This is a genomic window from Moorena sp. SIOASIH (assembly GCF_010671925.1).
Lineage (GTDB): Bacteria > Cyanobacteriota > Cyanobacteriia > Cyanobacteriales > Coleofasciculaceae > Moorena.
On record NZ_JAAHIH010000002.1, the window covers coordinates 733653 to 745825 of the forward strand.

A 12173-nucleotide genomic window follows, 5' to 3' on the forward strand; every position below is an offset into this window, starting at 1 on the left:
CTTATCAAGGGGGACTTTGAGGTTGAGAAGCATACCTCATAAATCCTAGAAACGCTATATAACTGAACAATATCCAATTTAAATACACAACAGCTTAGTTATTATTCATTAGTTATTTCCCCCACTCGCTATGGCATCAAGACGACAATGATGTAGACAGGATTTTTTCCCTACTCCCGATTCCCGATTCCCGATTCCCTACTCCCGATTCCCTACTCCCGATTCCCGATTCCCTACTCCCTACTCCCTACTCCCTACTCCCTACTCCCTACTCCCATTAACCCAGGACTTTTTACCTAACCCAATTGATAACGTCTAATGAACTCTAAAATTCTTGAAATTGATAACTTAACCGTAAGTTTTGATGGCTTCAAAGCAATTAACCAGTTTAACTTTAGTATGGATGCTGGGGAATTGCGAGTGATGATTGGTCCTAATGGTGCTGGTAAAACTACGTTTCTGGATGTAGTGACTGGGAAAGTACAGCCAACGGAGGGACGGGTGTTGTTTAAAGGACGGGATTTGCGAGGCTTATCGGAACACCAAATCTCTCGCTTCGGCATTGGTCGAAAATTTCAGACACCACGAGTCTACCTAAATCTAACGGTTCGGGAAAACTTAGATTTAGCCTGCAATCGTGATAAAAATGTGTTTTCCACCCTGTTTGGACGTACATTACCGGGGGAAAAACGGACAGTAGCGGGTTTGCTGGAAACCATTGGTTTAGTGGAAAAAGCGAATTTACTGGCCGAGTTACTCTCCCATGGAGAAAAACAGCGGTTAGAGATTGGGATGTTAGTGGCTCAGTCTCCCGATTTATTACTAGTAGATGAACCGGTGGCTGGTTTAACCGATGAAGAGACAGAAAATGTCGGAGATTTGCTGTTAGCTCTAGCCAAGAGTCATTCCATTATTGTGATTGAACACGATATGGAATTCGTGCGCCAGATTGCTAGTCAAGTAACCGTGTTACATCAGGGGTCAGTGTTGTGTGAAGGCACAATGGATCAAGTCCAAAATGACCCCCGGGTGATTGAAGTGTATTTAGGACAAAAGCCATCGATTACAGCATATCAAATGAAAATGCTACGGATTGTGTCTGCTATGGCTTGGTCTGATGGTAATCTGGCACCAGAAGAAGTTGATGTGATGATATCTCGCTTTAGTAAAGTGTTTGGTACAGATGCAGAACAACAGCAACAATTGCAACAAGAGTTACAGAATTATTTAGCAGTTAATGTTTCCATCGAAGAGTTGACTACTGAAATAGAAACTATTGAAGAACGAAAACTAATCGTGAAGCTAGCTTATGAAGTGATTAAATCAAGTTCCCGTACACCTACCGAACCAAAGATTAACGACGCTGAAGCAGCGGCTTACCAAAACTTGGTGAAGCTGTTGGATCTGCCAGCAGAAGTGGTAAAAAGCTTAGAAGCAGAAGTAGGAGATTGACACTGTGAAGGGTGAAGCGCGAATGGAAGTTTCCACACCAGTTGCTCCCCACACCTCCCACACTCCCCGCGCCCACTCCCCACACCTCCCACCCTCCCCACCTCTGCCTCTCTTTCCCTGTTCCCTGTTCCCTGTTCCCTGTTCCCTGTTCCTAAAAAACCCTTATGCTGCAAATTTCCAATTTAAATGTCTACTACGGTGAAAGCCACATTCTCAGAAATGTAGATTTGAATGTACCAGCAGGACAAATGGTTTGCCTGATTGGACGGAATGGTGTGGGCAAAACTACTCTTCTCAAAACGATTATGGGATTACTCAAACCCCGCACTGGCACCATTACCTTTGCTGGTCAACCCCTGACTAAACTATCTACCGATAAACGAGCCAGATTAGGGATTGGCTATGTTCCCCAGGGGCGGGAGATTATCCCTCGGGTAACTGTGAAAGAGAATTTGTTGCTGGGTTTAGAAGCACGTCTAGGGGGTAGAAAGGCTGAAGACGACATCCTAGACACTATCTTTGAGCTGTTTCCAGTCTTAAAATCAATGTTGTCCCGGATGGGTGGTGACTTGAGTGGTGGCCAACAGCAACAATTAGCGATCGCACGGGCATTAATGGGACGTCCTCAGTTATTAGTGTTAGACGAACCCACGGAAGGGATTCAACCGTCGATTATTTTGGAAATTGAAGCGGCTGTGCGGCGGATTATTAAAACTACTGGAATTTCCGTGCTCTTGGTCGAGCAGCATCTACATTTTGTCCGACAAGCTGACCGCTACTATGCTATGCAGAAGGGTGGGATTGTGGCATCAGGGGCGACTAGTGAACTTAGTCAGGATGTGATTCAGCAATTCTTAGCGGTTTGAATCGGCGTAAGCATTCAGCTATCAGCCGTCAGCTATCAGCATTCAGCTTATATGCTATGCACACGCTACGCGAACAGCTAATGCCCTACACGCACGCTACGCGAACAGCTATCAGCTTCAAATAAAATTGAAAATTTGGGGAAAACCCTTGGTCTTGGCCAAAGGCCACGCTATTCTCTTAAACTATCTTGAACTCAATTGACACTCCCCGTCCTAGAAGAACGGGGATTCTTTAATCAACGAGCCAGCTTACTCTTCCAGACCGGAATCAGGAAGAGTAGAGGCTGATTCTCCTAAAGCGTTCAGATCTATGATCCAGGTTCCGGTATGCCCTACCGTACCCAAGGCTCTTTTTAGAATATTGATCGCAGCATTATGGTCTCTGTCTAATTCACAGCCACACTCACAGACATGGGTTCTGGTTGACAAAGACTTTTTAACTACTTCACCACAATTAGAGCAATTTTGACTTGTGTAAGCCGGATTAACGGCTACTGTCTGCCTACCAAACTTTTGACCAAAATGCTCCAACCATTTTCTAAATTGATACCAACCAGCATCGTTAATAGATTTGGCAAGACAATGATTTTTTACTAGATTTTTAATCCTCAAGTCTTCGTAGGCAACCACATCGTTAGAGTGGATTACGCAACGTGCCAGTCTCTTGGCATGTTCTTCACGCTGTCTACTTATTTTGAGGTGTGTTCTGCCTAATCTATTTCTGGCTTTTTTACGATTGGATGAGCCTTTTTTTTTGCGAGAAACTCTACGCTGATAAAACTTTAATTGCTTTTCTCCTTTGCGATAAAATCTGGGGTTTGGCTCTGTGCCTCCTTTTGAATCTGTATAGAACTCTTTTAGTCCTACATCTAACCCAATGTTGGTATGACTTGGTTCTAAAGACTCTTTTACATCAACCTTTACACAGAACTGAACATAATAACCATCTGCGCGGCGAACTAACCTAACTCGCTTGATTAGTTTTGGGTCATAGCGCCACAAGTCCCAAGTCCCCTTGAGTTTAAGTTTGCCTATTCCTTTTTTGTCAATAAAGGAGATTGACTTGGTATCGGGGGAAAGCTTCCAACCAGATGTTTTATATTCAACTGATCTAGAAAACTTCTTGAACTTGGGATAGCCTTTCTTTCCAGGTATTTGTTTCTTGCAGTTGCTGTAGAACCTAGAGATTGAATTATAAGCTCGTTCCACAGAGGCTTGACAGGCATGAGAATTCAAGTCTTTGACAAAAGGGAATTCAGACCTAAGCCATGTGTTATGGCGATAAAGGTCTTTTTGTCCTACGCCTTTGTTGTCCATCCAATATCGGAGGCATTTATTACGTACGAACTGACCCGTCCTGATCGCGTCGTCTATGGCGGCGTACTGAGTTTTATTCCCTTTGACCTTGAACTCTAAGACGATCATTTGACGTGGAAAAACTTTACGTAAAGTATAACTCGAAAAAATAAGACTGTCAAGAAAGCCGTCGAACGAAGGACGGGGCTTGAGACCCAAAATTTTTGGTCAATCAGCCAGTGCAGTCAACTCACAGAAGAGGTGGCGGCTGAATTAGCTGATGACATTGACTCTACGGTTTGGTCTAAGGTTAAATCTAAACTTGATAAGTATAGCAGTTTTTAGTTTAATGAGGTACATAGGCTTTTTTCCCTCTTGCCTCTTGCCTCTTGCCTCTTGCCTCTTGCCTCTTGCCTCTTATCTGCTCCCTGCTCCCTGTTACCTGCTCTCTAAAAAAAATGTACCTCGCCTAATTTCAAACCACTATAATTGATAATTAAGAATTAATAAAAATGGCTGGACAAAAACATCTTGTTAAGAAAATAAGAGAAGCAAAAAAGAAGCAGCTTAAACAGTTAGATTTAAGCCGTGATTTTTTGTATTACGATGATGTTAATTTCACTGAAATACTAACTGAAGTTTTTAATTTATCACAGTTGGAAGTATTGGATTTAAGCGGAAAACAATTAAAAACAGTCCCAGAATCCATCGGAAAGCTTACCAACTTAACCACGCTTAATTTAAGCGGTACTCAATTAACAACAGTCCCAGAATCCATCGGAAAGCTTACCAACTTAACCAAGCTTAATTTAAGCGGTAATCAATTAACAATAGTCCCAGAATCCATCGGAAAGCTTACCAACTTAACCGAGCTTAATTTAAGTAAAAATCAATTAACAACAGTCCCAGAATCCATCGGAAAGCTTACCAACTTAACCACGCTTAATTTAAGCTTTAATCACTTTAATCAATTAACAATAGTCCCAGAATCCATCGGAAAACTTACCAAGTTAACCGAGCTTAATTTAAGTACAAATAACTTAAAAAAAATCCCAGAATCCATCAATCAGCTAACCCTTTTAACCCAGCTTGATTTAAGCTTTAATCAATTAATAACAGTCCCAGAATCCATCACCAAGCTATCTAACTTAACCAAGCTTAATTTAAGGGATAATCCCCTTGAAAATATACCAATAGAAATTGCAGAAAATGATATTGGAGCAATCAGATCTTATTTCCGACAACTGAAAGAAGGAGAAGATTATATCTATGAAGCAAAACTCCTCATTATCGGTGAAGGAGGTGCTGGCAAAACAACACTAGCCAAAAAGATAGAAAACCGAGACTATCAGCTACAGGAAAAAGAAAAATATACAGAAGGAATTGACATTATCCAATGGGAATTTCCACTGGAGAACGGTCGAGACTTTCGGGTGAATATCTGGGACTTTGGGGGACAAGAAATTTATCACGCTACCCATCAATTCTTCCTGACCAAACGTTCCCTTTACACCCTAGTAGCAGATACCAGGAAAGAAGACACAGACTTCTACTACTGGCTTAATATAGTAGAACTCTTAAGCGACAACAGTCCTCTCTTAATTATCAAGAATGAAAAACAAGATCGTCATAGAGAAATAAACGAGCGCGCCTTACGGGGACAGTTTACCAACTTGAAAGAAACTCTAGCAACCAACCTAGCTACTAACCGAGCTTTAGAGGATATTCTTACCCAAATTAAATTTTATATTAGCAACCTCCCCCACATCAAAGAAGCAGCTTTACCTAGAACATGGAAACAAGTCAGAGAAGCTTTAGAAGAAGATAGCCGTAATTACATCAGTCTGCGTGAATATCTAACGATCTGCTCAAACAATGGGTTTACTTTATACAAGGATAAATTACAGTTAAGCGGGTACCTACACGATCTGGGAGTGTGTTTGCATTTTCAAGATGACCCTCTATTAAAGAAAACAGTGATTCTCAAACCGGAATGGGGTACTTATGCTGTCTATAAAGTGCTGGATAACGATGACGTTATTCGCAATCTAGGTTGCTTTAACCGCGCTGATTTAGAAAAAATTTGGTCTGAAGAAAACTATGCTTATATGCACGATGAACTGCTACAATTGATGATCAAGTTTCAACTTTGCTATCTAATCCCTGGGAGTAAAGATAGCTACATCGCGCCACAACTACTAACGTTAAATCAACCTGAGTATGATTGGGATAAATCTGACAATCTAATTCTCCGCTATACCTATGAATTCATGCCCAAAGGTATTATCACTCGGTTTATTGTGGTAATGCATAACTGGATTGACCAGCAGCAACATGTGTGGAGAAGTGGGGTTATCTTAAACAAAGATAACACCAAAGCAGAAGTAATTGAATATTACGAACAGCGAGAAATTAAAATTAGAGTTACTGGTAGACATAAACGAGACTTGTTGACTACTGTTACTTACGAACTAGATCAGATCCATGATTCTTATAACCGATTGAGGTGTAGTAAGTTAATCCCCTGTAATTGTTCTAGTTGTAAAAACAGTCAAACTCCTGATTTCTATGAATTTGATAAATTAAGAGAGCGGATTGCTTATGGTAAGAATACGATTGAATGTGGTAGTCCTCCCTATAATACAGTTAATGTATCAAGTTTAATTATTGATTATGAGATAGATTTAAAGCAGTTCAATAAAGATGAACAACCAGATATAGATCGACAGCCAAACAAAGCTGATAGATCTATTACTATTCATATTGATGCTACAGGGAGTAAAACTATGTCTGAAAAAAGCGAAATCAAGGTTGGGGACGGAAGTACGGTAATAGGAGCAGGAGGTAGAGAGTCTAACAACAATACTATCCAAGCTACTGTCAATGAGTCACCCACAGAGAAGAAATGGAATCTCTCAAATAAACTTGCTCTGTACGGCATAATAGCGACTTTATTTGTAGGATTAGGTGCTTGGCTGTTTGGCGGACTTCTTAATGACAAGGTAATAGAATGGTTTAGTCCAGAGCCACCAACACAACAAGAGCAAGTAGATTAATCGTAGGGTGGGCAGTGTCTAGCAAGGGGCTTTTTAAGGTGATATCTATTAAGCACTGCCCACTAAATTAATCGTCTTCGCTATTAACGCTGATCAATTGTTTTCAAGGCTTGGTCTATATCTTTGATTACTAGATCGCTATCTTCATAACCGATACTCAGTCTGATCAAGCTATCAGTAATTCCTATCTCTTGCTTTTCGGTGGGAGAGAGTTGGTAATAAGTAAAGACACTGCATTGTTCAACCATAGCATTGCTGGAGCCAAAGTTGGTTCCCATAAACGGAACTCGTAAAGCATCCACAAATTTTGATGTTACTTCTCGATCAGCATCTAGTTCAAAGGATATTAATCCCCCATGTCCCATTAAATATTTTTTGGCTAAATAGCTGTGAGGATGACTCTCTAGACCAGTATAAAAAACTTTTTTAACCCTAGGATGCTCTTCCAGATATTTGGCGATTTTAATTCCAGCTTCATTGAAATGTTTCATTCTAATTTCCAGAGTATCCAAACTTCTATTCAACAGAAAAGCACAATGGGGATCGGCAATCCCTCCCATAATATTTCGGTAACTCCTAATTTGTTCAATTAGTTCTCGCGACCCGGCTACACTCCCTGCTAAAAGATCGCCATGACCTCCGATATACTTGCTGCAACTATGAATGGTCAAATCTGCTCCAAACCTTTGCGGTTGAATATTATACGGTGTTGATAGGGTACTATCCACAATCAGTAAAGTATCAGTGCCGATCTGACTTTTTAGTGTAGCTAAATCAACTAAATACAAATGGGGGTTTGACGGCATTTCTACAAATACAATTTTGACATTGCTTTGATATTGATTTTCAATGTTTTTATGAAAATCATCCCTAATCATTGGATCTATAGGTATGGTTTTTACTCCCAAGTTAGGCAAGACTAAATTAAAAAACTTTCTAATATTTCTATAACACTTGCCCGTGTAAAGTAATATATCGTTTGGCTCAATAAAACTGAATACAGTTGTGACTATCGCATTCATCCCTGAAGAAAAAATCAGAGCATCATCATAATTATCAAGAGCCGCCATTTTGCTTTCAAATTCCAACCAATTTGGATTATCATACCTTCCATATCGTCCTAAACGTACTTCATCCTGGTGATACTTTATGACCTGTTCCGTATTTTCAAAAAAATAAGCAGCGTTATGATATATGGGAGTAATACAACTGTTACTGTAAGTTTCTTTTTTTTGCTTAGACACAGTTTTATCCATTAAAAAAGTAATAGTTTTTACAAACCTAATTCACATTTTTGTAGTGAGATAGGGGTAGTGGTTTAGGTGTTGATCCGGTCAAAGTTTTGGGGGGTAAAATCACTCATTGTGTACCACTACCCATGTTTTTTGACAATTAGCTAAGGTGGTCTACTCTGATCAAGCTCTCCCTATAAAGTGAGACCACGAGGAGAGACATGGAGTTCCGTAGCCAATACTTGTTAAATCAAGTTGCTACCTATCAAGAAATCGACCTGACAGACAGAGTTATTGAGGGGTGCATATCACTGTCTTGATGCAAAGCGCGAGTGGGGTAAACCCCCTCAGGTCAGAACACCCGTCGCTGAGTTATTGATTGACAACCAAAAGAGGCACCCGTTATTGAGAAATACCAAGCCAAAATGACGCTATAGCGTCATTTTGGACTGATGAAATGGCCAGAAAAACCAATTTATAGTATTTTGATGGCGCAGGTAAGCGTGGATGCATTTAAATTGGGATTTTTGAAGCTCAGAACCCTAGCAGCAAGGCTTTCAGGAACAAAATTGAAATGCTCAACAGCTTAGCAACTTCAATTAATTCTGGTTCTGCCATTTCAGTTACCTCGATTTTCAGCTAGCTTTCCGGTATGTTGCCTCGTTTTTTGCCAATAATGGCTATATAGTATAGGGGGCGTCCGTCCAAGTGAAATCGGTGCTGATACTCATGGGTTTCAACAATCTCAAAAATGTCAGTTTTGCCTACCCAAGGGTGCCATGCCACAAAAGAAGCCGAGCTTTTGTCCTCCCACCGTTCTTTCTGCACATTAAAAGCAATCCAGCCATTGGGTGCGATCGCATTAAATGCGCTAGCCCAGCCTTGGGCAGGAATGTGATTAAACCCAAGAGCAGATCCGCAAACTAGACCATTAAAGCTTTGGCTGTTTAACCCCTCCCGTGCTGTGTTGCTTAAATTAGTCAGGTCTTCAACATAGTAATTCTCGTAAACTCCTGGGTATTCCCGTGCTGCCGCTTCAGCTGCTTCTGGAAGAATGTCAATTCCAGTGACTGACTTGACCCCCAAGTCCACTAGAGCTTTTCCTACCATTCCACTTCCTGCCCCAACTTCTAGCAGTACCAGATCCTCAACCGTTTCACCAGCTTGGGTGACTCGATCTATCAGTCGAGAAGATAGTACGGTATGGGATATAGAGTGCAATTTTTCAATTAAATGTCTGTACAGATCAGGAATCCGGTACAATTGACTATAGTCATGTACTCTGAGCTTGGTTTCCTTTCCATTTTGGCTTAGCCAAAAGAATTCTTCTTGGATGGGTAAGTTGCGAGCACTTTCGATTTCTGGTAATTTTATCTCAAAATCAACGTTCTGCATATCTGTTTCTAGTGTCTATCGTTGCTTAGGATTGGTTATCCAAAATTTGTTCACTTTCCCATGGGAAGGAATTGACTTCATGGTTCTATCTTGATCTACCACGTCAGTTGGATAATTGTAAAGGGCAAAATTGGTTAAGATTTGATTAAACCCAAATGATAAATTTTTGGTCTAGGGATTCTTTGATATCAAAGACCATTGTTGGTAGTCTAGGACATTGCTTTCGGTGAAGATATGGATTCCCTATAAATTGAGATGGCTGAGGGAGTCAATTGCTGCGTACGCTTCTTCTGCTATTGCCTCATCTACGGCCAACTTGCTAGTGCTCGTGGCAATGGTTTGTATTGTGGCTGCTCAGATAATAAAATTCGCCTCATTGCACCTCCATTCTAGAATTGCCTTTTGACACTCCCCACGGCGCTTATGCCGGGGGATTCTTGGTTCAACGAACTGACTTGCTTAACCAGACCGGAATCAGGAAAAGTAGAGGACAGATCTTCCCAAGCGTTCAGGAAAGTTTCGGTGTGCCCCACCGTACTCAAGGCTCTATTAAGTATGTTCTTAGCGGCATTATGATCGCGATCTAAATTACAACCACATTTACAGGCATGAGTCCTAGTCGATAAAGACTTTTTAACTACCTCACCGCACTCAGAACAGTTCTGGCTAGTGTAGGCTGGATTGACTGCAACTGTTATCTTGTTAAACCTTTGACCAAAATGCTCTAACCATCCCCGAAATTGACGCCAACCAGCATCATTAATAGACTTGGCAAGACAATGATTTTTGACTAAGTTTTTGACCTTCAAGTCTTGCCTTACGGCACGCTGCGCGAACATAGGCGACCAGGTCGTTAGACCGGATTACGCAACGCGCCAGTCTCTTGGCATGTTCTTTACGCTGCCTACTTATCTTAAGGTGTGCTCTACCTAGTCTATTTTTGGCTTTTCGTCGATTGGCTGTTCGCGTAGCGTGGCCTACGGCCTTGCCTTTCTTTTTTCGGGAAAGTCTACGTTGACAGAATTTTACACGCTTTTCGCTTTTTCTGTAAAACCTAGGGTTGGGTTCCGAGTAGCCATCGGAATCAGTGTAAAACTCTTTCAGTCCTACATCTAATCCAACAGCGTATCCGGTACTTTCTAAGCTTTCAGTCCTATTTACTTTGACGCAAAACTGGACATAATACCCATCGGCTTTCTTGACAATCCTAACCCTCTTTATAAGTTTCTGGTCGAACCACCACAAGTCCCAAGTTCCCTTGAGTTTTATTTTGCCAATACCTTTCTTATCGGTGAACTTAATAGACTTTTTGTCTGGTGATAATTTCCACCCAGATTGCTTATACTCAACAGAACGGCAATGCTTCTTGAATTTTGGAAAACCTTTCTTGCCAGGAACCTTCTTCTTGCAGTTATCGAAGAAGCGTTTAATAGCTCGTTCTACATTTTCAACAGAAGCCTGACAAGCATGGCTATTAAGGTCTTTTACGAACTTAAACTCGTCTCTTAGTTGAGTGTTATAGCGATAGAGTTCTTTCTTTCCGATTCCCTTGTTATCTATCCAATAGCGAAGTACCTTGTTTCGCACAAATTTAGAGGCACGAATAGCTTCGTCTACAGCCTTTTGTTGGGATTTGTTAAGGATGGCTTTGAACTCCATTGCTAACACTCTGACCACCTCATTGACGTTATCTTGCGTGTACTCTTATAGTATATACACGACATATAGCTAATGTCCAGGATAAAATGAAAAATAAATTCAAATACAATAAAAACATTGTCTACTCATGTAAATACCACGTCGTATGGTGCCCTAAATACCGCAGACCAGTACTAGTAGAAGAGGTGGAAGCAAGACTAAAAGAACTCCTCTACCAAATAGCAGAGGAGATCCAAGTCGAAATTATCGAATTAGAGGTAATGCCTGATCATGTTCACCTACTCTGTGAATGCGATCCTCAGTTTGGCATCCACAGAGTGGTTAAAAGGTTTAAAGGAGCAACTAGCAGGTACCTTAGAGAGCAGTTTCCTCATCTGAAAAGTAGGTTGCCTACCTTATGGACTAATTCTTACTTTCTGTCCACGGTTGGAGGTGCTCCACTAGAGACAATCAAACGGTATGTTGCTAACCAAAAAGAGGTTTAGGGAATAAATTCCTGTTCGGGCTAACCCCATGGATAGAATCCAGGGGCTTGCGCCCTCAGGGTTTTCGGTCACTCTAACAAAGCCGTCAAAATATTAACATACTCCTAAGAGTATGGGAAGGCAAACCCTAAAATTTTGTTAAGAGTTGAGCCGTCAGCGCTGTTTCTTGCTTTTTCAGGATAGTTTTTGATCAAAAACCCTAATCACTTCCAACGTCAAACTAGACGCTAATGCTTGACTTTGGACTTCTGAAAAGTTTTGAAGGGATTGGCACACTATCTATAGCGTTAATCATACTTACAGCAGTTTTCAATTGGGTCAGGTACAGATTCCTAGGTTTTAGGGAACAGGGAACAGCGGATCACCGGAACAGGGAACAGAAATATGTCTTAACCTTTACTTCGACTGCTATACATTCAACTTAGTTACCCCTACTCCCTACTCCCTATTGAGTTCATTAATCACATCCCCATAAGCGATCGCTGCTGTTGCCCACTTCGGCAAATTACTACTGATCTCGGCTTGTTGTTCGGCGTTGCTGAATTAAGGAATGAATAGGAGTGGGGTGGGCATCCTGCCTGCCCGAAAAATGAAACGGGCAAGATGCCCGTTCCACACTTATAAGATTTATAACACTTATAACACTTATAACACTTACATTCTTTCTTATAAATATAAGATGCACCCTGGGTGAGTCCTGTTGCCTTGATCAGACCTAGGCGTCGAAATTGG

At 41.1% G+C, this 12173-nt stretch carries 8 protein-coding genes and 2 pseudogenes; 6 read left to right on the forward strand and 4 right to left on the reverse strand.

Annotated features, from left to right (window positions below; genetic code table 11):
• Positions 1-318: 318 nt before the first annotated feature.
• The 3 genes and pseudogenes from urtD to urtE form a co-directional block, all read left to right on the forward strand.
• Positions 319-1056: pseudogene (urtD, locus tag F6J90_RS11010) on the forward strand (urea ABC transporter ATP-binding protein UrtD); the annotation flags it as partial.
• Positions 1057-1474: 418 nt separating this feature from the next.
• Positions 1475-1654, forward strand: a complete 180-nt coding sequence (locus tag F6J90_RS11015) for a hypothetical protein (RefSeq protein ID WP_293092899.1) — start codon at positions 1475-1477, stop codon at positions 1652-1654.
• A complete protein-coding gene (gene urtE, locus F6J90_RS11020) occupies positions 1617-2318 on the forward strand; it encodes an urea ABC transporter ATP-binding subunit UrtE (protein WP_293092901.1) in 702 nt (233 codons plus the stop codon). Before F6J90_RS11015 ends, urtE begins: the two co-directional genes overlap by 38 nt.
• A 249-nt stretch (positions 2319-2567) precedes the next feature.
• On the opposite strand, the gene F6J90_RS11025 is transcribed toward urtE, so the two are convergent.
• Entirely contained in the window at positions 2568-3743 is a 1176-nt protein-coding gene (locus F6J90_RS11025; protein WP_293092903.1) for a transposase, read from the reverse strand.
• A 220-nt stretch (positions 3744-3963) separates the two neighbouring features.
• Between F6J90_RS11025 and F6J90_RS11030 the strand changes: the two genes are divergently transcribed.
• A complete protein-coding gene (locus tag F6J90_RS11030) occupies positions 3964-4107 on the forward strand; it encodes a hypothetical protein (RefSeq protein ID WP_293092905.1) in 144 nt (47 codons plus the stop codon).
• 19 nt (positions 4108-4126) lie between these two features.
• Complete coding sequence (locus F6J90_RS11035; RefSeq protein ID WP_293092907.1) at positions 4127-6670, forward strand: COR domain-containing protein; 2544 nt, start codon at positions 4127-4129, stop codon at positions 6668-6670.
• Positions 6671-6753: 83 nt separating this feature from the next.
• Here the strand turns inward: F6J90_RS11035 and F6J90_RS11040 are convergent, their stop codons facing one another.
• The 3 genes and pseudogenes from F6J90_RS11040 to F6J90_RS11050 form a co-directional block, all read right to left on the reverse strand.
• Positions 6754-7914 carry an aminotransferase class I/II-fold pyridoxal phosphate-dependent enzyme gene (locus F6J90_RS11040; RefSeq protein ID WP_293092909.1) on the reverse strand — a complete coding sequence of 387 codons (1161 nt, stop codon included), beginning with the start codon at positions 7912-7914 and terminating at the stop codon, positions 6754-6756.
• A 627-nt stretch (positions 7915-8541) separates the two neighbouring features.
• A complete protein-coding gene (locus tag F6J90_RS11045; RefSeq protein ID WP_293092911.1) occupies positions 8542-9297 on the reverse strand; it encodes a methyltransferase domain-containing protein in 756 nt (251 codons plus the stop codon).
• A 389-nt stretch (positions 9298-9686) separates the two neighbouring features.
• Positions 9687-10965 (reverse strand): annotated as a pseudogene (locus F6J90_RS11050) (transposase).
• A gap of 77 nt (positions 10966-11042) precedes the next feature.
• Between F6J90_RS11050 and tnpA the strand changes: the two are divergent.
• Complete coding sequence (gene tnpA, locus F6J90_RS11055) at positions 11043-11441, forward strand: IS200/IS605 family transposase (protein ID WP_293092913.1); 399 nt, start codon at positions 11043-11045, stop codon at positions 11439-11441.
• Positions 11442-12173 lie beyond the last annotated feature (732 nt).

Excerpts from the sequence above, each read along its gene's own strand:
- F6J90_RS11015 (WP_293092899.1), top strand. The coding sequence starts at position 1,475 with ATGGAAGTTTCCACACCAGTTGCTCCCCACACCTCCCACACTCCCCGC.
- urtE (WP_293092901.1), top strand. The coding sequence starts at position 1,617 with ATGCTGCAAATTTCCAATTTAAATGTCTACTACGGTGAAAGCCACATT.
- F6J90_RS11025 (WP_293092903.1), bottom strand. The coding sequence starts at position 3,743 with ATGATCGTCTTAGAGTTCAAGGTCAAAGGGAATAAAACTCAGTACGCC.
- F6J90_RS11030 (WP_293092905.1), top strand. The coding sequence starts at position 3,964 with ATGAGGTACATAGGCTTTTTTCCCTCTTGCCTCTTGCCTCTTGCCTCT.
- F6J90_RS11035 (WP_293092907.1), top strand. The coding sequence starts at position 4,127 with ATGGCTGGACAAAAACATCTTGTTAAGAAAATAAGAGAAGCAAAAAAG.
- F6J90_RS11045 (WP_293092911.1), bottom strand. The coding sequence starts at position 9,297 with ATGCAGAACGTTGATTTTGAGATAAAATTACCAGAAATCGAAAGTGCT.
- tnpA (WP_293092913.1), top strand. The coding sequence starts at position 11,043 with ATGAAAAATAAATTCAAATACAATAAAAACATTGTCTACTCATGTAAA.